Source organism: Falseniella ignava (assembly GCF_002847645.1).
Classification (GTDB): domain Bacteria; phylum Bacillota; class Bacilli; order Lactobacillales; family Aerococcaceae; genus Falseniella; species Falseniella ignava.
The window spans coordinates 47,672-70,503 of record NZ_PKHE01000003.1 but is presented as its reverse complement, the minus strand read 5'-3'; the positions used below and the strand labels follow the sequence as shown (position 1 = coordinate 70,503).

The following is a 22,832-nucleotide window of genomic DNA, read 5'->3' as shown; positions in this document are numbered from 1 at the left end:
GATCTATCTCCTCCTTCTAGTTAATTCTAATTCGTGGGTCTACGAAGATCATAATAATGTCTGACAATAGAGTCCCTAATAAGGTCATTGTACCAAATAATAGAACTAACGCTGTCATAACGGTAAAGTCACGCGTATTAATTGATGTGATGAATAATTGTCCCATTCCTTGATAAGTAAAGATGGTCTCAGTAATAACTGAACCAGAAATCAATCCAGTAATGGTATATCCCATTCCTTGTGCAATCGGTAAGATTGAGTTACGGAAAATATGACGGGAATAAATCTTATCCATTGGTACCCCTTTAGAACGGGCTGTACGAACATAGTCTTGTGTCTTCGCATCAATAACCGATGTACGTAGATATTGAACGGTACCCGTTGTACTTAGTACCCCCATCGTGAAGGCCGGAAGAATCATATGGTAGAATCTCGATAAGGCTGCTTCGAACGTACCTGGTGTAACACCCGCAGAAATTGTTCCTCGAGTTGGGAACCAACCTAATGAGTATCCAAATGCCCATAAGAATAATAGACCTAAAACGAATACAGGCACTGAATATGTAATAAAGTTATATAAGTTTACAAAGCGGTCAAATGCGGTATTTTGGTAACGCCCAGCATATAACCCCATTGGTAAGGCAATTGAGTATGAGATAATAACGGTTAATAGTGATAACCAAAGTGTTGGCCAAATACGAATCCCAATGATTTGAGTAACTGGCATTTTATGGTTCCAGCTTCGACCGAAATCTCCGTGTAAAATTTTACCTGCCCAGTCTAGGTAGCGCTCGTGAACTGGTTTATTCAAACCTAATTTCTCACGCATGGCTTCAATCTGTTCTGCTGAAATCGTTGGGTCAATCAACCCTGTCAGCGCATCCCCTGGCATTAAGTCTGCAAGTAAGAATACTAAAATACTTAAAATAACAATTTGGGGAATCATTAAAACTAAACGTCTAAGAATTGTTTTCCACATGGATTATAACCCTCCTTCTACTATTTGAGAGACATCTCTCAACGCTACGGAGTGATGATCGTTAATTGGCTTAAGATCGAACACTCGGCCATTTTCATCGAAATACTTCGCGTTATTTTGTTGGTATTCTTTTTCAACGCGAATCCGCTCAATTTTGTGCTCTTCACGATGGTTTGGATCCATCTGTGGAATTGCTGAAAGCAAGCGTTTCGTGTAAATGTGTTGAGGGTTTTTGTAAATCTCATCTGCTTTACCTAACTCAGTGAAGCGGCCACGATACATAATGGCGATATCGTCACACATATGTTTAACGACCCCTAAGTCATGCGAGATGAATAAATAACTGATGTTATATTCTTCTTGAATCGTCTTCATAAAGTTCAATACTTGAGCTTGTACGGATAAGTCTAGCGCTGATACCGGCTCATCGGCAATCACTAGTTCTGGGTTTAAGGCTACTGCTCGAGCAACCCCAATCCGTTGACGTTGTCCCCCAGAGAATTGGTGTGGATATTTTAACAGAACATCTTCAGTTAATCCTACAATCTCAAGCAACTCAACAATCTTACGACGTTCTTCCTCAGGTGTCATATTGGTAAAGTTACGTAAAGGCTCTGCCATCACGTCCAAGATACGTTTTTTAGGGTTAAAACTTGACATCGCATCTTGGAAAATCATTTGAACGTTTTTACGGTAATCTGAACGACGTTGACGTGCTTCTTTCGATACATCTTTTCCGTTATAGAAAATTTGACCGTCCGTTATTTTCTCTAAACCAATAATTGCTTTACCGATGGTTGATTTACCAGAACCAGACTCACCAACAAGCCCATAGGTCTTACCACGTTCAAAACTCATGCTCACCCCATCCACCGCATAGACGTAGTCTGTAATGCGGTTGAAGAATCCACTACGGATTGGATAGTGAACTTTTAAATCTTTTACTTCTATTAATCCACTCATTTATTATGCCTCCTCTGGGAAGTAGAAATGCTCATGACATGTACAACGTACCCAATGATCTTCTCCAACTTGATGAAGTACTGGATTAGCTTCATGCGCTTCTGCTGGAATCCAAGGAATACGATGTGCGAAACGACATCCTTCTCTTGGTAAGTTCGTAATTGAAGGAACTACCCCTTGAATTACGTGCAAGTGACCTTTTTCATCCACTAAGTCATTTGATTGTGGAATTGATCTTAAGAGTGAGCGCGTGTATGGGTGTTTTGGATTATTAAACAGTTCGTGTACGGGTGCAATTTCAACGAATTGGCCTGCATACATTACTCCAACACGGTCTGCAGTTTCAGCAACTACCCCAAGGTCATGTGTAATTAAAATAATACCAGATTCTGTTTCTTCTTGAATTTCATTTAATAAGTCAAGAATTTGAGCTTGAATCGTTACGTCTAAAGCCGTAGTCGGCTCATCAGCAATAATAATATCAGGTTTACATGCTAGGGCAATCGCAATAATAACACGTTGTCTCATCCCTCCAGACAACTCATGTGGGTATTGTTTTGCCATTCGTTTTGGATTCGCAATCCCTACTTGGTCTAACAATTCCAATACGCGTTGTGAACGTTGTTGAGCATTTAATTTTGTATGATAAATCATAGGCTCAGCAATTTGGTCTTCAATTGTCATTAACGGGTTTAATGATGCCAATGGGTCTTGGAAGATCATTCCAATTTCATCCCCACGAATCTTAAGGAAATCTTGCTCAGTAAAGTCTAAAAGATTTTGTCCTTTATAAATAATTTCGCCCGATTGACGTGTATTTTTAGGGTCGTGTAAGCCCACAATTGACGTTGCTAAAGTACTCTTGCCGCACCCAGACTCCCCAACAATTGCTAGCTTTTCATTCCGACGTAATTCGAAGGAAACACCATCGACCGCATTAAAGTAACTATCTTTAATACGGAAACCTGTATGTAGGTCTTTCACTTCTAATAGAATATCCTTTTTCTCCATTTTTTAGCCTCCGATGTCATTTAGAGTTTTCCGTTTGCACTATGCTCCTTTGAGCTCTTCAATATAATCAATGGCATCTGCGATATTGTTCAACTCCCCAATTCGATCATCATCAAACTGAATGTCAAATCGATCTTCAATATCCATCACAAGTTCAACGACATCCAAAGAGTCTGCGCCTAAATCATCAAATGTCATTGACGGAGCGACTTTTTTCTCTTCGACACCAAAACGCTCAACGATTATATCCCGAACAACCGTATAGGTTTCTGAATTTTCGTTCACTTGCTCACCTCCGTTTATTGAATTATTTTGCAACATGTATCTTATATAATACAAATTAATCTCTCATTTGTCTATAACAAATTTGGGCAAGTTTCCCGTTCAGAAAGCGTTTCACACGTTATGCTCAATGCTCCTATTTTTTCTAATCTTTATTTAATCTGAGAAATAATTCGTAATTTGCACCACAGCTTGGCTTTCAATGACATGAATAGATTGACGAATTGCGTTAATGTATGCTTCTTCGTCGGCGGATCCATGTGCTTTTATAACGGGTGCTTTTACTCCTAAGAGAACGGCTCCTCCTTGCTTAGAATCATCTAAGTTTTCAAGAGTATTTTTTAATGGATTTTTAATTAAAAAAGCGCCGATTTTTGTCGATAAATTCCCGGATTTGAAAGTGCTTTTCAACAATGAAACAAGTGATTTGACCGTCCCTTCTAAAGTTTTGAGAATGGCATTACCCGTAAAACCGTCAGTTACAGCAATATCAATTTCGCCGCTTAATAAGTTTTTAGCTTCGATATTGCCAACAAAGTGGATCGAATCGAGTTCACTCAGTAATGTATAGGCTTCTTTTGATAATTGACTCCCTTTTGATGCTTCCGTTCCATTGTTAATAAGCCCTACACGTGGACGTTCTATATTTAACACTCGGCGTGCATAAACATTTGCCATCACTGCAAATTGTTGAATATTAATTGGTTTTGTATCTGCATTGGCTCCCGCATCCATTAAGATTAGGTGAGGATGCTCCGAACTGATCGTTGGAATGACCGGCATCAAACCAGGACGATCAATTCCCGGAATACGACCTACAATTAGTAATCCGGCAGTCAATAGCGCTCCTGTACTGCCAGCAGACAGTAATACATCCGCTTCGCCATCTTTTACCGCACGGGCTGCTTTAACCATTGAGGATTCTTTTTTCGTTCGTACTGCCCGTACAGGATCATCTTCGTTATCAATTATTCCATCGCAGTGAATTACCTCGATTCGTTGATCCGTTCGAATGAGCGGTGTGATCTTTGTTTGATCTCCATACACTTTAAATTGTACTTGTGGATATTTATCGATGGCTTGGTTTACTGCTTGAATTGGAACTTGTGGCGCATGGTCTCCACCCATCGCATCAATTGCAATTGTTATCATCGTATCTTCCTTTCTATAATTTCATTTCATTTGCTTCAACTAACCGATCTAATCGCCCTCTTGCCTGTGGAGTGATTGGTTGTTGACCGGATAAAATTTGTTCAACATCTTCTTTCGCTACTCGGTAGATATGTTGGTCTTCAATTAAGTTAGCATAGTGAAAATCTGGTAACCCACTTTGGGATATTCCGAGGACATCTCCCATCCCTCGTAAAGCCATATCCGCTTCACTGATCAAAAATCCATCAGATTGTTCTGCCATAATTTGCATTCGTTGTTTACCAGCGTCTGTCTTAGGGTTGGCAATCAGATAACAATAACTTTGCCATTGCCCTCGGCCGACCCTTCCCCTTAACTGGTGTAACTGACTGAGACCAAATCGCTCAGCAGATTGAACGACCATCACAGTAGCATTACTTACACTCACACCGACTTCTACCATTGTCGTTGCAATGAGGATATCTATGTGATGACTTACAAAACCTTCCATTGTTTCCCGCTGGCTTTCCTTATCTAATTGCCCATGTAAATAGCCGATTCGATATTGAGGATATTGGTCAGCCAACCGTTGTGCAACGGACTGAACGCTCTCCACCTCTTCTAACGCATCAGAGGGATTAATTAGCGGCAGTACATAATAGACTTGGTGCCCTTTAGATAACTGTTCATGAATTCGCTGATAAACACGATTAATTTGGTTTTCTTGAATCCATTCAGTCTGAATGGGTAAGCGACCATGTGGCATTTGATCAATCGTAGACACCGCCATCCCTTGATAGATAGCTTGAGCTAACGTTCGTGGTATGGGTGTAGCCGTCATCTGTAAAATATTGATCGTCACTTCTTCAGGTCCTTTAGCCATCAGTGCATGACGTTGATTAACGCCAAAACGGTGTTGCTCATCGATTATTGCTAACCCAAGTCGTTTAAATTGAACACTATCTTGAATTAATGCATGGGTCCCTATAACAATTTGACACTCTCCTGAAGCTATCGCTTGTATTACGCGTTCTTTTTCTGAACGTTCCATCGAGCTCACAAGAAGTTTTGCCTGAAATCCAAAGGATTGGAATAATTGATTAAAGCTTTCCACATGTTGACGCGCTAAAATTTCTGTAGGAACCATCAAAGCCGCTTGTAAGTCATTCGATAAGGTCTCAATCATCGCCAAGAATGCAACAATCGTCTTTCCACTACCTACATCCCCTTGCAGCATTCGACGCATTGGATAAGGTTGATACAAATCATGCATAATTTCATCCAAAGCTTGCTGCTGAGATGAAGTTAGTTCGAAAGGTAAGGATGCTTGAATTTGGTGCCTACGATCTGTTCGATCTAAATATTGAACACTTGGATATTTCTCCCATTGTTCAGCCTGATTCATCAAACGCCATTGATACAAGAAGAATTCTTGATAGATGATCTTGCGTTCCGCTTGATGATAATGCTCAGCACTCTTAGGAAAATGCATTCGATATAGCGCTTGATTCAGTGGCATTAGGCGATAAGCAAGATTTAAAGATTCCGGTAATATTTCTGGAATATCTTTACCATACAGCTCGAACGCTTGATAGACTGACTTTGAAATTAAAGACTGGCTTAATCCTTTGACCGTTGAATATATCGGTTCTAAATCGTTCGTATGGCTGCGTTGAATGATTTTCATTCCCATTAAAGTCTGACGGCTTTGTTGCCACTTCCCTAGAATGGCCACTTGATTCCCCACTTCAAGTTGTTTCACTAAATAAGGTTGATTAAAGAACACAACCGTAATTAAGGTTTGTGAGTCAACGGCTAACCTACATGATAGACGACTTTTGCGACGTCCATAGTAGCTTACAACAGGATCAGAAATAATCTTTCCTTTAAGAACTACTTTCTCTTGGTCGAGAATCGTCTCGATATCTCGCTCTTGAATATTTTCATAACGAAATGGAAAATGGAATAGTAGGTCTTGAATCGATTCAATATTTAATTGTTTAAACCGTGCCAAAGACGCAGGGCCGATCCCTTTAAGTTGCTCAATGGAGTCCATCCAATCCACACTATCATCCTCCTTATCCTATGAAAAAAAGGGGCGCGAGGCCCCTCATAAAATGACTACTCTACTGACATAATATAATTATAAACTGGCTGATTGCCTTCAACTACTTCAAATTCAATATCTGAGTATTGTTGGCTTAAGCGTTGAATTACATCATTAACTTCGTTTTCATCGCCCTCTTCACCAATGTAAATCGTCACAATCGAACTAAATGTATCGATCATTTGATCTAACGTATGATAGAGTGCTTCCGTTAAGTCCTGATCAACCAACTCAATTTGATCATCAATTAAGCCCATATAATCGTCTTTATGAATATCAATATCATTAATTTGCGTGTCACGAATCGAATAAGTAATCTGACCGGTCTTCACTTGCCCCATCATTTCAAGCATCATTTCCTGATTATCTTCTAAGGTTGCTTCTTCGTTATAAACTAACATGGCACTGACTGCTTGAGGAATACTACGTGTTGGAATGACCACAACAGGTTGATCAATCAACTCTGAGACTTGCTCGGCTGCCATAATGATATTTTTATTGTTTGGCAAAATAATATATTTATCGGCTTTCACCGTCTCAATCGCCTTAACAAAATCTTCCGTCGAAGGATTCATGGTCTGTCCTCCAGATAAGACGACGTCCGCTCCAATCGACTCAAATAATTGATGCATTCCTTCACCAGCCGCTACCGTAATTACTGCCGTTGATTTACTTAAAATCATCGCTTGATCATCTACGGTCGGTTGGTCTGGACGACTTGCTTGGTGCTGACGATCAATCTCTCGGACTTGCTCACGCATATTGTCCACTTTAATTTTAATTAACTCACCGAACTGCTGTCCGAGTTGCATAATTTCTCCAGGATTCTCAGTATGAATATGGACTTTAATAATCTCATCATCCGCAACGACTAATAACGAATCTCCACGAGTATTTAATGTTTCACGAAACTGTTCCGTATCAAATGTTTGATCCGTAGTAGCAAAATCTGGGTCAATGCGTACCATAATCTCCGTACAGAATCCATAGGTAATATCATCCATCGAAAGTGGATGCTCTTCCTCATTATTAAAAATTGCATGCGTATGTTGAGATGCTACCGTTTCATGAGCTTCCTCTGATTCATCTTGGAGTGACTCACCAGTCAAGCTCTCTAGGAAGCCTTCATAAATACATAATAAACCTTTCCCACCACTATCAACCACACCAACTTGTTTTAGAACAGGCAATAGATTCGGCGTGTTGTCTAAAGAACGGCGTGCTCCTTCAACAATCGCTTCCATAATCTCAACAATATTATCGGTAGATTGTACCGCATGCTCTCCAGCCATAGCTGATTCACGGGCAACCGTTAAAATTGTTCCCTCTACAGGTTTCATCACCGCTTTATACGCTGACTCTACCCCTCCCGAGAAGGCACTCACAAAACCTTCAGCATCTAATGTTTCAAGATGCTCAATTGCTTTACTAAACCCACGGAAAATTTGTGATAGAATTACCCCAGAGTTACCACGCGCTCCCATTAGAAGCCCTTTTGCTAGAGATTGAGCTAACTCACCCACATGATCGCTCACTGTTTGGGTTAACTTTTCATTTCCAGACGTGAACGTCATATTCATGTTCGTTCCAGTATCCCCATCTGGAACAGGGAATACATTTAACGAATCGACTAAATCTTTATTACGCGTTAAATTATTCGCGCCACTTTGAATCATTTTACGAAAATCTTTCGCTGAAAATTGCTTAATTTCCACGATGACATGTCCTCCTCATATCAGTTGAATTAATCAACCTTTACTCCTTGTACATGAACATTTACATAATCTAGTGAAAAACCAAGCAAACGTTCAACATTGTATTTTACTGTTTCTTGAATATTACGACAAATAACTGAAATCTTTGTTCCGTAGGATACTAATATATAGACATCCACTGAAATCAAATTACCATTTTGTTTTAAAACAATCCCTTTTGCGTAATTTTCATTTTTTAAGACTTCAATGAAATTATCTCGAATCAGATTTTTGCTCACCATTCCGACTACGCCATAGTTATCCGTTACTGAAGCTCCAATGACGGTGGCGATTGCATTCAAGTTAATGGAGACTTGGCCATCTTTTGTTGAAATTTGAACTGCCATTGTATTGATCCTTTCTTTCATTTATTCCTCTTCATTTTACCACATTTGGATATAAGATAATAATAAAAATAAAAAAAGTCAATTTGTAAGATACAAATTGACTTTTATATCGTATTAGGCACGTTCAACTAAACCTGATTTTAAAGCACGAGTTGAAACCCATACTTTCTTCGGCTCACCATCTACTAATACACGAACTTTTTGTAAGTTAGGTTTGAATGTACGTTTCGATGCGTTTAATGCGTGTGAACGTTTATGTCCTGTGCGAGTTCTTCTACCTGTGTAAAAACATTCTTTTGCCATCGTTCATTACCTCCTTTTTATCACAGATGTTTGATTTCTATTATGCGTACTCGAATAAGATATCATATTTAAATGCATTTAGCAAGCTATTTTTCGCACTCTTTCACCCACATCACACAGACCATCCCTGAGTGAAATTCAAGTTGAATCGGAGTGGAAGTGTCAATAAATTCATTACTAATATACGCTTTAGGATAATCGAAATCCGTCGGTGACAAATCATATTCTGCTTGTTGGATGCTAAGCCCTTTAACCGGTGACATTGTAATAATTGATAAATATTGAGGATTGGTTCCCGGTTGAATTTGATAAACACCAGGGTTGAAAAATTGTACTACCGTATCCGATTCAATCATCAAACAGCGCGGAATTAACGACGAAAAACGTGGTTGGTGTGCGAGCCATAGATTTAAGATTAAATGATCTAAGCGTCCACCTGAAGAACCTAGCGCTCCAAAGATATAACAAGCTGTCATATTAGGCATCTGACTGACGTATGCGAGAGCCAATTCCAAATCTGTATCATCTTTATGGGAAGACACGCGTTCAATTTGCTGGCAATACGCTTGTAATTCTTCATATTCTGAAGCAGTAACTGAATCAAAATCACCCATCGCCCAATCAACCGGATAGCCTTGCTGCATCAAGTGATAAGCCCCACGGTCTACCCCGATAAAGTAGACTTGATCAGCAGAATCTAAATAAGTTGGAATCAACTCAAGTGCAGGATGCGGTGCGCCAGCACAAATAATAACTGTGACTCCCATGTTGACAATCCTATCTTAACGAGTCAATCGCTTGGCGCATATTAGCGTGTTTATATACGTATGAACCTGCTACGAGTACATCTGCTCCAGCGACTTTACATTGTGCACCCGTCTGCTCATTTATGCCACCATCGACTTCAATTAAGTAATCATAGCCTTTTTCTTGACGTATGTGAGCTAACTGTGCCACTTTATCTACAGCGTTCGGAATGAATTTTTGTCCGCCAAACCCTGGATTTACAGACATTACTAAGACTAAATCACAGTCCGCTAACAAAGGTTCAATGGCACTTACTGGTGTCCCGGGATTTATGACGACGCCAGCTTTTACACCCGCCTGTTTAATCATTTGAATTGCCCGATGTGGATGTGCTGTAGCTTCAACATGAAACGTAACATAATCTGCACCCGCATCCACGACCGCTTGAATATACCGTTCAGGTTGGTCAATCATCAAATGACAATCAAACACACAATCGACTAGAGGGCGAACCGCAGCCATAACCATTGGTCCAAATGAAATATTCGGGACAAATGTGCCGTCCATCATATCAATATGTAACCAATCTGCTCCAGCATCGACCGTTTCTTTTAACGAATCACCCAATCGACTAAAATCTGCACTTAAAATAGAAGGCGCGATGATCATCTTCAATTCTCCTAACTTATTTGTTTTTTCTTAAATATTTTGGTTTACGTTGCATAATACGTTGCGCGATACTTAAATAACTTTCATATCTTGATTTCGATATTTTCTGATTTTCAACTTGTTCTTTTACATAACAACCAGGTTCTTTGAGATGAAGACAACTGCGAAACTTACAATGCAATGCGGCTTCATCAATCTCTGGGAAGTAATGGGCTAACGATTCTACCTCAATTTGATCAAAATCAATTGCACTAAATCCTGGTGTGTCAGCAATTAATCCCTGGTTAATCGGATATAAGGTAACTTCTCGTGTCGTATGCCGTCCACGATTCAAGGCATCACTAATCGGTCGGGTATCAATTTGTGCTGTTGGAATTAAAGCATTCAATAACGTTGATTTCCCAACACCTGATTGTCCCATCACAACATAAAGACCTTCGTGAATATTTGCTCGAATTCGCTGTGCGGTTTGTTGACTGTTATCGAACACTTCGACTGGATAACCGATTTGTGTATATACTGATTGAATGTGTTCAACTTGTGCCTGTGCAGCCAACTGGCCAACTCGATCGATTAATAAATCGTATTTACTTAAAATAATTTGACACTTCACACCATATTGCTCCGCATTAACGAGATAGTAATCTAATAAAATTTCACTAAAATCAGGTTCAACAAGTGACATGACAATCAATGCTTCGTCCACATTTGCAATACTCGGACGAATAAATTCATTCGCTCGCTCTTTAATCTCAATTAAACGACTTTCAGATTCAGGATGTTTCTCATCGTATTCAAACGTGACGATATCCCCTACTAATGGAGATTGTTGATGATGACGGAATAGACCTTTCGGCTTCGAAATATATGTCTCGCCATTCGACCAAATCGAATAGAAACCACTTTTCGCTTGGAATATTATACCTGTTTGTGTTCGCATACAGCCTCCTTTTCCTACGCTAACTACTCGCTAGGTTCTTGAGGATATACTTCCGGACTTTCCTCAACAACATCCCCGTCACGCATAATCCGATATTGCCCTACACCATTTGACGGAATATAAAGCGTAATTTGAATTTCTTTGGATTCTTTAATTTCGAATTTTTCAGCTACTTGATTAATATTATTTTTTGAATCCCCTATAAAGACTTCGATCACATTTGCCAATGGGTGAGATTGATTTAGGTCACTCTCAGAATATCTTGGAACGTACTCGATTGAAATTGGAATCCGAACGGGAACAATTTCTGTTTCTTCTTGTCCTAACGAAACGACGACCGAAATGGTATCACCAGGTTGTAAAGGCGTACCACTATTAGGACTTTGACGAATTACTTGATCTTTTGGTATGAAATCATGGTATTGATAATCAACTTCAACATTTAATCCATAATTGTCTGCGAAGTTTTCAACCATTTTCAATGATAAGTTATAAAATTCTTGCATCACACTCGATTGGGAATAACTTCCGACAGTTAGCGTAATGGATGTAGCTTCTGGTACAACGCGGCTACCAGCTTGGATACTTTGCGCTAGGATTACATCCGCTTCCTCTTGATTATTTGTATATAAATCATGACGTTCGACAATAAAGCCTGCCTGAATTAATTTTTGACGAACTTGTTCATAGTTTTGGCCAATATAGTCGCCTAATTCTACTTGCTCACGACCGCTACTAACAATTAAGTCAATCGCTGTATTTTTCTTCACCGAAGTTTTGGCCTTTGGATCTGTTCCGATAACATAACCTGAAGGAATTTCGTGGTCCCAGTCTTGTTTGACTTCACCCAACATTAAATTTTCCTTAGCTAACTTATCTTTTGCTTCTTCAAGCGATAATTCTGCTAGATTCGGGACGGTCGTCGACCCCAGTTGGCTGCTAACAACCGTATATAGTCCAAAGAGTACGACAAGTGCCAAAACGACGGATGCAAACCGAATCATCCAACGACGGAATTTTGGCGGCTTCGGTTCAGGAATCTCATCGTAATTAACAATAGACTCTTCTTCCGGCACCACTTCTTTTTCCTTTTCAGCCTGATTCAACGCCATCTCTGCATCGCGTACGGGTCGGATCGGTGTAATTACTAACGACTCCGGATCAGCCAAATTACGGTCGGGGTCAAATGGCGACTCATTCATGCGAATCACACTCAAACTCGTACTTAAATCCATTAACATTTCATGAACCGAGTTATAGCGTTTAGCTGGATCTTTCGCAGTTGCTCGCAGGATGACATTTTCTAAACTTTGCGGCACATAGTCCATCTTGTCTCGAATTCTTGGGAAATCCTCTTGGAAATGTTTCAATGCAATTGACACTGCTGACTCGCCATCAAAAGGAACTTCTCCTGTAATTAATTCATACAAGACAGCACCGATGGCATAAATATCAGATTTTACCGTCGCAGAGCTGCCGCGAGCTTGTTCTGGTGATAAGTAATGAACAGAGCCTAGCAAGGTATTTGTTTGAGTTAATGATGTGTCCGATAACGCGATTGCAATACCAAAGTCAGTAATCTTCACTTCGTTATCATCTGTAATCAAAATATTTTGCGGTTTTATATCTCGATGAATAATGCCATGCTTATGTGCCACTTCAATCCCGGATAAGATTTGACTCATAATATTTACAGCCAGTTCGAGTGATAACGGGGAACGTTCACGAATAAAATTCTTCAAATCCGTTCCTTTGACATACTCCATTACGATATATTGCTGACCTTGTTCTTCATCAACATCATAAACTTCTACAATATTATGATGTAAGAGTTGACTGGCCGCAATGGCCTCACGTTGGAATCGTTGAATCGCTTCTTGATTATCTTGGAAGTCATATTTTAAGACTTTAACGGCAACATCACGATCTAAGATTAAATCTCTTGCCAAATAAACATTGGCCATTCCACCACTGCCAATGGGTTTTGTAATAATATACCGTCCAGATAATTTCGAATGAATTTCAATCATTCACCGTCACCTCCTACCGTTGCTTCTATCTGAGGGCAGGTCAACAAAATTAAAGTAATATTGTCCTTTCCACCCGCTTCATTCGCTTTATCAATCAATTGAAGCCCTAAAGCATCAATGTCAGTTTGTTGAGCGAACAGTTGGTTCATCTCTTCTAACGTCAACATATTAGTTAAGCCATCAGAACAGAGCATCAATCGATCGATTTCATGCATTGACAACTTCGCCAACTCATAACTAACCGTCGGGGTGATGCCAATCGATTGGGTTACAATATTTCGGCTTGGATGTTCCAAGCCTTCTTCTGCCGTAATTTCTCCAATACGAATCAACTCATTCACTAACGATTGGTCTTCCGTTAACTGAACGAGTTCACCTTGACTAAAGGCATATGCCCGGCTATCCCCCACATGGGCTATATAGATAGAATCGCCAGAAATCAGCGCCATAATCAGCGTTGTTCCCATCCCTTCAAGTTGATTGTCCTCGAGAGATTTTTGATAAATATATTGGTTAACACCTTCTACCGCATCACGAATCCATTCAGTGGATTGCTGATCGGTAAAAGTAACGCGGTAATCTTTAAATAAATTGCCTAAAAACTTTGCCGTCAACTCACTCGCAACATCACCTGCAAGATGCCCTCCTACTCCGTCACATAAGACAAATAAATAACAATCTTCGGAGGTTACAAAATAGTCTGCATAATCTTGATTCGTTTTGCGTCGCTTTCCGACATTTGAACGAACAGAAATCTCCATAATGAATAAGTCTCCTCAGTCAATAATCTACCCATCACGCTTCGCGTCGTTTCATGCGACAGATAAAAAATCCATCAGTATGATATTGATCTGGCCAAATACGAACCCAACCGGGTTGCTCGATTACATCACTTGGAACCTCTGTTGGTTGGATCGGATCAATTTCAAATTGGGGATGGGCTTTAATAAATTGTTCCACATTTTTTTCATTTTCTTCATAAGATAAGGTACAAGTACTATAAATCAATTTGCCTCCAGGCTTTACATAAGGAGCAAAATGATTTAAAAATTTCGCTTGTATTTGCGCTAATGCCTGAATATCCGTAATTTTCTTCGTATATTTAATCTCAGGTTTACGTCGCATAATTCCTAGCCCTGAACAGGGTACGTCTAAATATATAATATCATAGAACGTGTCTTTTTTTGGATGAAATTGTAAGGCATCCGTCACCTTTAAATTCACTTTGTCAATCAAATTCATTCGTTCCATATGTTGGGCAACTTTATTCATCTTATCGGCACTAATATCTAAAGCCGTTAGATGCCCATCCGTCAATAGAGAAGCAATATGCGTCGCCTTACCCCCAGGTGCGCAACACGCATCAAGAATCTGTTCATCGCCTTGAATATCACCGACCGGTGCTACCAGCATCGAACTTTCATCTTGAATCGTAATGAGTCCATCTTGGAACAATGAACTTTGCAAGACTTGAGGTGAATGTAAAATAATTCCTGCTGGCGACAAGGTACTGGCCTCCGCATCAATACCTTGCTCTTTTAATCGAGCAATGGCTTCCTCGCGATCCATTTGTTTTAGATTAACTCGTGCAGTCAATTTGGGCGTCTCGTTTAAGGAACTCAGCATGGCTTCTAACTTCTCTGAAGTTCGATTTGACTGAAAATATTCAACCATCCAATTCGGTAAACTGTACTCAATACTGAGACGTTCTACCGGATCTTCAATTTCTTCCACCACATTGCTCGGTTGCCGCATGAATTCACGTAAGACCCAATTAACAAACTTCCCTAATCCTGCATGACCATTGGTTTTAGCAATCAAGACAGCTTCATTCACCACCGCATGTGGCGGAATGCGATCTAAATAACACAATTGGTAGATTGATAATCGAAGGAGAGTTTTAACCCACAGATCCACTTTTTTATTTTGAAGCAATGAGTCTAAAGAAAAATCTAGCGTCATACGGTGTTGTAATACTCCATAGACGACACGAGTTAACAGCGCCTTATCCCTTGAATCAAATTCCGAATCCGTCATAAATGCATCAATCAAAACATTCGAATAGCCCCCTTCATTTTCAATTTGATCTAAGATCAGCAGCATATGCCACCGAATGTTTTGATTTAATCTTTTTTGACTGCGTTGCTTAATTTTCATAATTTCCCTCACTTGATTCAAAAGCTTCTGCTAGAAGTTGGTCAAGTTCTACGCCATTCAACCATTGTTCAGTTAGCATTCGTTTCTTCCCACTCGGTTGAAGTTCATCGATTGCAAAGTAAGTTTGCTGACCACATTGGATAATAAGGCGTCCCCCGTCTGCAGCTACAATTTGTCCAGGGGTAGCCTTTTGATACGAACTTGTTACCGGTTGACCTGCCCAGATTTTGATGCGTTCTCCGTTTAGCATTGTATATGAACTTGGGAAAGGACGAAACGCTCGAATTTGATTATCAATTTGTTGGGCCGTTTGGTGCCAATTAATCCGTTCTTGTTCTTTTGTAATTTCCGGTGCATAAGATACTTCTGCTTCATTTTGAACTTGAGGTTGAACTTTACCTGCAAACAAATCTGGCAAAGTATCAACAAGTAATTCCCCACCGAGAATGGCTAACTTCTCAAATAAGACACCCACATCATCGCTTGACTCAATGGGGATGCTACGCTGACTTATTATATCACCCGCATCCATTGCTTTTGTCATATACATAATCGTAATCCCAGTTTCCTCATCCCCATTCCAAAGGGCATAGTGAATCGGAGCGCCACCTCGATATTTAGGTAATAAAGAGGCGTGAACATTGATGGCACCAAGTGTAGGAAGTTGTAACATGGCTTGTGGTAAAAATTGCCCATAAGCTGCTGTAATAATTAAATCTGGTTCAAGAGAGGTAATCCGTTTCATAGCTTCATCTTCTTTAATATTTTCGGGCTGAAAAACTTCGAGATGGTGGGCTAGTGCCACTTCTTTAACCGGAGTTGGCGTTAAAATTCGCTTACGCCCTACGGGACGATCCGGTTGGGTTACCACTAAAACCACCTCAAAATCATGGTTAATTAATTGTTCAAGTACATGCGCCGCAAAATGTGGCGTTCCCATAAAAACAATTCGCTGTGTCATAATATCCTCCTGACATTAAAATTGCGGTTCATGATCAATCTGAATAAAGACTCGCTCTTTAGCTGTATCTTGCGATTCCTCCAAAATTTGATTCAAGGCTTCTTGAATTAAAGATTGATCTTTGTATTTCAATAATAAATTCACATAATAATAATTATTCATCCGTCGCATGCTATCCACATTGGGGCCGATAATTAAAAGACGCTCTGTTTGACATGCTGGAAGTTGCTTCAGTTGATTCTTAATCAAATGAATGACTTCCACTGCTTTACGTCGATCTTGACTCGATACTGTAATCGATGTGACAAAGTAATACGGTGGATAATTAGCTAAACGACGACGCTTCATCTCATAATAGAAAAAATTCACATAATCGTGGTTTTGGGCAAAATGCATGACATAATGTTCTGGGTTATAAGTTTGGATAATAACAGACCCCAGTTTGTCACCTCGCCCTGCTCTCCCACTAACTTGAGTAAGTAACTGAAACGTCCGTTCACTCGCTCGAAAATCAGGTAAATTTAAAGCTGTATCCGCGTTAATAACGCCAACTAAGGTCACATTTTCAAAGTCTAGCCCTTTTGCAATCATTTGCGTGCCCAATAAAATATCACCTTGGTGCGCTTCAAAATGATCTAGCAATTGTTTATATTTACCCTTCCCACGGGTTGTATCATTATCCATCCGGATAATTCGAACGCCTGGAAATAATTGCGATAAAGTTTCTTCAACTTTTTGTGTTCCAATACCATGTGAATGGATATGCTCGGAATGGCACTGTGGACATTGTGTCACCACAGGTGTTTGATAATTACAATAGTGACATTTCATTACTTGTTCCGCTTTATGATAAGTTAAGGAAATATCACAATGGGGACATCCCATAATATACCCACATTCACGGCATAAGAAATATGACGCAAAGCCACGGCGATTTAATAGCAACAAGATTTGTTCGTTTCGTTCGAGTCGCTCACGAATTGCCTGCTCCAGTGCCGGAGATATTTCGGTCGATGACTCCAATAAAACAGATTGGCGTAAATCAATCACTTTTACCGGTGGTAATGGAGATTGATTAACTCGTTTATGCATTGTAATCAGTTGATATTTACCGACTTCGGCGCGAGCGCGACTTTCCAAAGATGGTGTAGCACTCCCTAGCAAAAGTGGACAGCTGTGATACTCACTCCGCCATTTTGCCACATCACGTGCATGATAGCGTGGATTTTCACTTTGTTTATACGTGCCTTCATGCTCTTCATCAATAACGATGATGCCGATATTTTCAAGCGGTGCAAAAATTGACGAACGAGCTCCCACCACAATTTTTGCCTCACCGCGTATAATTCGTTGCCACTCATCAAATTGCTCGCCCACTGAAAGTCCCGAATGAAGAACGGCCACACCTGTATCAAATCTTGATAAAACACGGCGTATCATCTGAGTGGTTAAAGCGATCTCTGGTACAAGTAAAATCGCTGTTTGGCCCCGCTGGGTCACTTGATCAATTAGCTGCAAGTACACCTCGGTCTTACCACTCCCAGTCACCCCTTCTAACAAATAAGTTTTGGATACCTTCTGTTCAACAGATTGCATCACTTGATCATATGCTGCTTGTTGTTCAGGTAGTAATTCACGGTGTTGACTAGGTTCGATTTGATAATCCATCACAGGATTTCGATAGACTTGCTGTTCTATTTTTCTAAGCCACTGTTTTTCGACTAGTGCATTTAAACTACGATTTGAAACAGATAATAATTCCATAACCTCTGATTGAAGCACTTGGTATTTCGAATCGAGAGCTGTTTGATGAATTAAATATTTTAAAATTTCTTTTTGCTTGTAACTACGACCGTCCAGCTGCTCGATAAATTCTTTGGCTTGTTCCACCGAGACGGCTAATTCAATCCAAGTTTGTGTTTTACTTCGGGCTTGATCATGCGGAATATATTGCAGATGGAGGGCTCCTTGACGAATCCATCGGTTTAGCGTTTGAGCATCCATTTGCGCTAACAACTGTTGGCGAGTATAGTTTTGGTCCGATTTAATCCACTGTGTAATTTCTCCTGAGAGTTGCGATACATCTTTTACAGAAATAACTTCATCGTATTTTCCTTTTAATACATTCGGAATCATCGCTTGTAGAACAGTAATTCGAAAGGCATTCAACTGTTCTGCCATCGCCTGGCTTAATTCAATCAACTCTTCGGGTAAATAACTTTGCCAGTCCAACAGCTCACTAATTGCGCGTAACTCTCCGGGATAATCTGATGTTTCAGCCAAAGCTACAACAAATGCCAATCGCGTTTGAAAACCGAACTTGACTCGCACCCGACTTCCAACTTGGATGGAGGATTCCATCTCTGAAGGAACTACATAATCATATGTTTGATTCACTTGCCGATTCGGTATATCAATAATTAATGATGCAATCATCAGAGCCTCCTTTCATTTCAAATCGATCCTATCTTTATTTAGAAAACAAAACCGAACTCAACTTTCACGCAAAAACCACTTTAAACCTCGCAAGGAATCCGTGATTCAGCATGACCGTTTCCGTTCGGTATTTGCAGATTCTATGAATTTAAACTGTTCAATTCGCCCGCTTCAATTTCTTCAAGCGCTTGACCAATCGTTTTAACCGATTGATACTTCTCGAGTAATCTCAACGGATGTTTTTGCATCTCATGAGCTCGTTTGCTTGCTAAAATAATCAACTTATATTTAGAAGGCTCTTGCTCTACTAATCGATCAATCGAAGGTAATAATAACATTATTTATTCTCCTTTTTGAAAGTAACTTTGTATTTGTAATTTAATCGCATCGATCATACGTTCAACACGTAGATGCTCACTTTGAATAATCGCATTAATTTTTTGGACCGCATTTTCAACTTGATCATTTACGACGACGAAGTCGTAATGCTTCATCATTTCGATTTCTTCACGCGCTTTTTGCATCCGTTCGTAAATAATATCTTGTTTATCGGTACCTCTTCCGACAATTCGACTCTCTAATTCCGAAATATTCGGTGGTGCTAGAAAAATAAAGATTCCTTCCGGCATTCTTTCGCGCACTTTCATGGCACCTTGAACTTCAATCTCTAGAAACACATCGTGTCCTTTCGATAAATGTTCTTCGATCGGTTGAATTGGAGTTCCATAATAATTGCCCACGTACTGTGTATATTCGAGCAAAGCACCTTGTTCAATTAACCCCTCAAATTCTTCACGACTCATAAAGTAGTAGTCTTTTCCATCCACTTCACCAGGACGAATTTTTCGGGTGGTTGCAGAAATTGAATAAGTATAGTTATATTGATTATCTTTAAACACAGCTGCCCTGACGGTACCTTTACCAACACCTGACGGACCTGATAATACAATTAATAATCCTCTTGTTTCGCTCATAACAACCTCCACATTCTTAAACCGATATTTAATCTCTATGATAACATATTCCGCCTAAAGATTAAATAAGACATTACTGATTGTCTGATTCAAAACACTTGCACATAAAAATTTAAAAATGAATTATAAACACTTGACAAAGGGAACATTTGTTCGTATAGTATAAATACAAACAAATGTTCGTATTCGGAGGTGAATGGTAAATGGAATTACCAATTAAACAAGGTTCTGCATTCGTTAACGCAATCTCAAATTATTTTATGGGGTTTGCAGCACAAGAAAGTCATAATCAATCCATTATAATGCCGCTACGAGAGGTTGAGAGTCAACTAAATCGAGCCTATGTATCAATGGAGCCCTTGTCTGTCCACTTCGAATATTATGATTGCACCGAGCAAATTCAACAAGCAATAATCGATGTTGTAGTTAAGACACCCATTTTAACAAATCGTTGCATTCAACTTGAACGTTTGTCTGATGGTAAGTCAATTACGCTACTTACCGAACAAATTCTATCCGTAGCTGCCACTACCGCATAGAGTTTGATAATGCAATAATTCCCTTTTAATAAAATAAGTCCTTGCACCTGAAGTGCTTCTATAAGTTGGATGGTTTATCCAACTTATAGATAAGCACCTCTTTCAAGCAAGGACTTATTTTTTAATTAATCATTTAATAAAGCTGATGTCTCTTTACGAGATAAGTATGGGCTTCGCTTAGGTATTATTGTCTTCGGAACAAAGCGGGCCATTAAACATAGAATAAGGGCATTAATTGCTGCTGTAACAATTAGGCTTATCCAGAAATCTTTTGCGTTAATTGGCAACAGTGAAGATTGTTTTGCAATCAGTGGCCCGATCCAAAATAGGACTAAGTAATAAACAAGACTTGCTAGCAAACTAGCTGTTGCAATATTTAAGTAGGTTGAAGAGTAGCGTCGATTATTCAGAGTTTTATGCGTATTTCTAGCAAATAATCCTCCACCGGCACTTAATGTAATCGGAATGATATAGTATAAAAGCATCAGTATTACATCACTAAAACCATAAGATAAGATCCCTAATATAATGCTAGCAATTAAAGCAACTATGGATCCTAACTCATACCCATACCTTAGACTTAACCATAGGATTGGTAACATTGTAAGACCGATATACATTCCTAATTGATCAATCACTAATTTCATCATTGAGCCCATCAAAATGGTCAATACCAATGCGATACCACAGTCAATTAATAAACTTTTTGAACGTTGATTCATCTACTTCCACTCCATTCTATTTATTCACTTGATAACTTGAAGCTTCCATAATAATTGGAAGAACGACCGGACGACGTTTCGTTTCTTTATAAAGATATTTGCCTATTTTCTCACGTAATTCTCCCTTAAGCTCGCCCCAATCAAATTGATTTTCTAATTTTAGATGTTCTTCTAAAATATCAATCGTCATATCTGAACAAGCTTGAATCAAATCAATACTCGTCTTCATATAGACAAAGCCGCGAGAGGTAATTTGTGGGCCGACAAGGACCTCTCCTAAACGACGTGAAATCGTCGCTACTACCACAAAAATACCATCTTCACTTAAAATACGACGGTCTCTTAGGACTACGTTACCGATGTCACCAACACCGATGCCATCGATCAGAATATCTCCGGAAGGGACTTGACCCGTAATCGCTAAATGGCCGTTACGATATTCCATCACATCTCCTGGTGAGGCAATTAAAATATGGTCTTCATCGTATCCCATCTCTTGAGCAATCGCAGCATGCGCAAATAACATCCTTGATTCGCCATTAATCGGAATTAAATAATCTGGCTTAATAAATGATAACAACATCTTTAAGTCACTCGCATTCGCATGACCAGAGAATTTATATTTATCGTTAATCGTTCGTACCGTTGCACCCGCTCGATAGATTAAATCACTTGTTTTCGCAAAAAGTGTCTCCATTGAAATTGACGGGGTCGTGGCAAAGTAGACCAAATCGCCAACTTCAATATTAACGCGTCGGTGACGTTTCATCGCCATCGTTTGAATATTCTTCATCGGCTCCCCTACATCACCCGTCACAAGAACAAGTACTTCTTCAGGAGCTAAACGGTTCATATCTTTAATATTTCCGACAATATCTTTCGACGGGATACTGATTTTATTCAACTTAATAGCCACATCAATAATCTCATAAACTTGTTCATCGGCTAAGAAAATTTTACGACCACTTTCGAAAGCTGCATTGAATAATTGCTGAATGCGCGCAATATTACTCCCAATTGAAGCTACGATTACGCGACCCGGATGATTCATAAAGACTTCAGACATATTATTAATGATTTTATTATCCCCAACTGTTGGCAAATAATTCTCTGCATCTGCAGAGTCGCTTAAAAGGGCAATTACGCCTGATTCTCCAATATCTGTCAAGCGACCGAAGTCAGTATGATATTCTCCACTGGCACTTGGATCGAACTTAAAGTCTCCAGTATAAACAATCGAGCCAATTTGAGTTTGAACTACAATCCCTACAGAATCTGGAATTGTATGCGTTGTACGGAAGAAACTAATCGTCGCATCTTTGAACTCAATTTCCGTCTCTGCATAAATTTGGAAGAAATTCTCAATCCGATCTTCTAAACCTTGCGATTTGGCTGTGATCGTCGCTAACTCAATCGTTAACTCAGTCCCGAAAACTGGGGCATCGACCACTTCTAATAGATAAGGCAGTGCGCCCATTGCGTCGTCATGACCATGCGTCAGGAAAATCCCGACAATGTCATCTCGACGGCTTTCTAAATAGGTAAAGTCAGGAATGACCGCATCAATTCCTAACATTTCTTCTTCAGGATAGACGAGCCCACAATCCAGGATAAAAAGAGAACGATTAACCTCAACAATATAAAGGTTTTTCCCTTCTTCTTTCACGCCTCCTAAAGGTATGATTTTAATATCTGTCATTTTACACCTCTTGTATTTTTAAACTGTATTCATCTTAACAAGTATACCATAGATAGCGAGTGAATAAAAAGAGAGCCGATT

The 22,832-nt window shown here is 39.5% G+C and carries 22 protein-coding genes; 1 reads left to right on the top strand and 21 read right to left on the bottom strand.

Annotation, left to right across the window (positions count from 1 at the left end; all coding sequences use genetic code 11):
* Positions 1-16: 16 nt before the first annotated feature.
* The 19 genes from opp4B to gmk all read right to left on the bottom strand — a co-directional run bounded on the left by opp4B (position 17) and on the right by gmk (position 19,791).
* Positions 17-979 carry an oligopeptide ABC transporter permease gene (opp4B, locus tag CYJ57_RS01940; protein WP_101953859.1) on the bottom strand — a complete coding sequence of 321 codons (963 nt, stop codon included), beginning with the start codon at positions 977-979 and terminating at the stop codon, positions 17-19.
* Positions 980-982: 3 nt separating this feature from the next.
* A complete protein-coding gene (locus tag CYJ57_RS01935) occupies positions 983-1,942 on the bottom strand; it encodes an ATP-binding cassette domain-containing protein (RefSeq protein WP_101953858.1) in 960 nt (319 codons plus the stop codon).
* A gap of 3 nt (positions 1,943-1,945) precedes the next feature.
* Positions 1,946-2,953: an ABC transporter ATP-binding protein gene (locus tag CYJ57_RS01930; protein ID WP_006701148.1), complete on the bottom strand. Its 1,008-nt coding sequence runs from the start codon at positions 2,951-2,953 to the stop codon at positions 1,946-1,948.
* Positions 2,954-2,992: 39 nt separating this feature from the next.
* Positions 2,993-3,238, bottom strand: a complete 246-nt coding sequence (acpP, locus tag CYJ57_RS01925; RefSeq protein ID WP_101953857.1) for an acyl carrier protein — start codon at positions 3,236-3,238, stop codon at positions 2,993-2,995.
* A gap of 153 nt (positions 3,239-3,391) precedes the next feature.
* On the bottom strand, positions 3,392-4,387 hold the full coding sequence (plsX, locus tag CYJ57_RS01920; RefSeq protein ID WP_101953856.1) for a phosphate acyltransferase PlsX: 996 nt from the start codon (positions 4,385-4,387) through the stop codon (positions 3,392-3,394).
* A gap of 13 nt (positions 4,388-4,400) precedes the next feature.
* Positions 4,401-6,422 (bottom strand): ATP-dependent DNA helicase RecG, encoded by a 2,022-nt coding sequence (gene recG / locus CYJ57_RS01915; RefSeq protein WP_244896568.1) that lies wholly within the window; start codon positions 6,420-6,422, stop codon positions 4,401-4,403.
* A 65-nt stretch (positions 6,423-6,487) separates the two neighbouring features.
* Positions 6,488-8,188: a DAK2 domain-containing protein gene (locus tag CYJ57_RS01910; RefSeq protein WP_101953854.1), complete on the bottom strand. Its 1,701-nt coding sequence runs from the start codon at positions 8,186-8,188 to the stop codon at positions 6,488-6,490.
* Between the two features lie 29 nt (positions 8,189-8,217).
* On the bottom strand, positions 8,218-8,574 hold the full coding sequence (locus CYJ57_RS01905; RefSeq protein WP_006701143.1) for an Asp23/Gls24 family envelope stress response protein: 357 nt from the start codon (positions 8,572-8,574) through the stop codon (positions 8,218-8,220).
* Positions 8,575-8,688: 114 nt separating this feature from the next.
* Entirely contained in the window at positions 8,689-8,877 is a 189-nt protein-coding gene (rpmB, locus tag CYJ57_RS01900) for a 50S ribosomal protein L28 (protein WP_101953853.1), read from the bottom strand.
* A gap of 86 nt (positions 8,878-8,963) precedes the next feature.
* Complete coding sequence (locus tag CYJ57_RS01895) at positions 8,964-9,644, bottom strand: thiamine diphosphokinase (RefSeq protein ID WP_101953852.1); 681 nt, start codon at positions 9,642-9,644, stop codon at positions 8,964-8,966.
* Positions 9,645-9,654: 10 nt separating this feature from the next.
* The gene (gene rpe, locus CYJ57_RS01890; protein ID WP_101953851.1) at positions 9,655-10,293 is read right to left on the bottom strand and encodes a ribulose-phosphate 3-epimerase; all 639 of its coding nucleotides are present in this window, start codon (positions 10,291-10,293) and stop codon (positions 9,655-9,657) included.
* 16 nt (positions 10,294-10,309) lie between these two features.
* Positions 10,310-11,233, bottom strand: a complete 924-nt coding sequence (rsgA, locus tag CYJ57_RS01885; protein WP_101953850.1) for a ribosome small subunit-dependent GTPase A — start codon at positions 11,231-11,233, stop codon at positions 10,310-10,312.
* Positions 11,234-11,256: 23 nt separating this feature from the next.
* On the bottom strand, positions 11,257-13,263 hold the full coding sequence (pknB, locus tag CYJ57_RS01880) for a Stk1 family PASTA domain-containing Ser/Thr kinase (RefSeq protein WP_006701137.1): 2,007 nt from the start codon (positions 13,261-13,263) through the stop codon (positions 11,257-11,259).
* Positions 13,260-14,024, bottom strand: a complete 765-nt coding sequence (locus tag CYJ57_RS01875; protein WP_006701136.1) for a Stp1/IreP family PP2C-type Ser/Thr phosphatase — start codon at positions 14,022-14,024, stop codon at positions 13,260-13,262. Before CYJ57_RS01875 ends, pknB begins: the two co-directional genes overlap by 4 nt.
* Before the next feature lie 34 nt (positions 14,025-14,058).
* Complete coding sequence (gene rsmB, locus CYJ57_RS01870) at positions 14,059-15,420, bottom strand: 16S rRNA (cytosine(967)-C(5))-methyltransferase RsmB (protein WP_101953849.1); 1,362 nt, start codon at positions 15,418-15,420, stop codon at positions 14,059-14,061.
* Positions 15,410-16,381 carry a methionyl-tRNA formyltransferase gene (gene fmt, locus CYJ57_RS01865; protein ID WP_101953848.1) on the bottom strand — a complete coding sequence of 324 codons (972 nt, stop codon included), beginning with the start codon at positions 16,379-16,381 and terminating at the stop codon, positions 15,410-15,412. The genes rsmB and fmt overlap by 11 nt, the downstream gene beginning before the upstream one ends.
* Before the next feature lie 15 nt (positions 16,382-16,396).
* Positions 16,397-18,817, bottom strand: coding sequence for a primosomal protein N' (priA, locus tag CYJ57_RS01860; RefSeq protein ID WP_101953847.1), 2,421 nt, complete (start codon positions 18,815-18,817; stop codon positions 16,397-16,399).
* Positions 18,818-18,957: 140 nt separating this feature from the next.
* Positions 18,958-19,155: a DNA-directed RNA polymerase subunit omega gene (gene rpoZ, locus CYJ57_RS01855; protein WP_006701132.1), complete on the bottom strand. Its 198-nt coding sequence runs from the start codon at positions 19,153-19,155 to the stop codon at positions 18,958-18,960.
* A 3-nt stretch (positions 19,156-19,158) separates the two neighbouring features.
* Positions 19,159-19,791 (bottom strand): guanylate kinase, encoded by a 633-nt coding sequence (gene gmk, locus CYJ57_RS01850; protein ID WP_006701131.1) that lies wholly within the window; start codon positions 19,789-19,791, stop codon positions 19,159-19,161.
* A gap of 203 nt (positions 19,792-19,994) precedes the next feature.
* On the opposite strand from gmk, the gene CYJ57_RS01845 reads away from it, so the two are divergent.
* On the top strand, positions 19,995-20,330 hold the full coding sequence (locus CYJ57_RS01845; protein WP_101953846.1) for a hypothetical protein: 336 nt from the start codon (positions 19,995-19,997) through the stop codon (positions 20,328-20,330).
* A 125-nt stretch (positions 20,331-20,455) separates the two neighbouring features.
* On the opposite strand, the gene CYJ57_RS01840 is transcribed toward CYJ57_RS01845, so the two are convergent.
* Together CYJ57_RS01840 and CYJ57_RS01835 are read right to left on the bottom strand one after the other, a co-directional pair.
* Positions 20,456-21,052 (bottom strand): energy-coupled thiamine transporter ThiT, encoded by a 597-nt coding sequence (locus tag CYJ57_RS01840; RefSeq protein WP_006701129.1) that lies wholly within the window; start codon positions 21,050-21,052, stop codon positions 20,456-20,458.
* Positions 21,053-21,068: 16 nt separating this feature from the next.
* Entirely contained in the window at positions 21,069-22,751 is a 1,683-nt protein-coding gene (locus tag CYJ57_RS01835; RefSeq protein ID WP_101953845.1) for a ribonuclease J, read from the bottom strand.
* Positions 22,752-22,832: the final 81 nt, after the last annotated feature.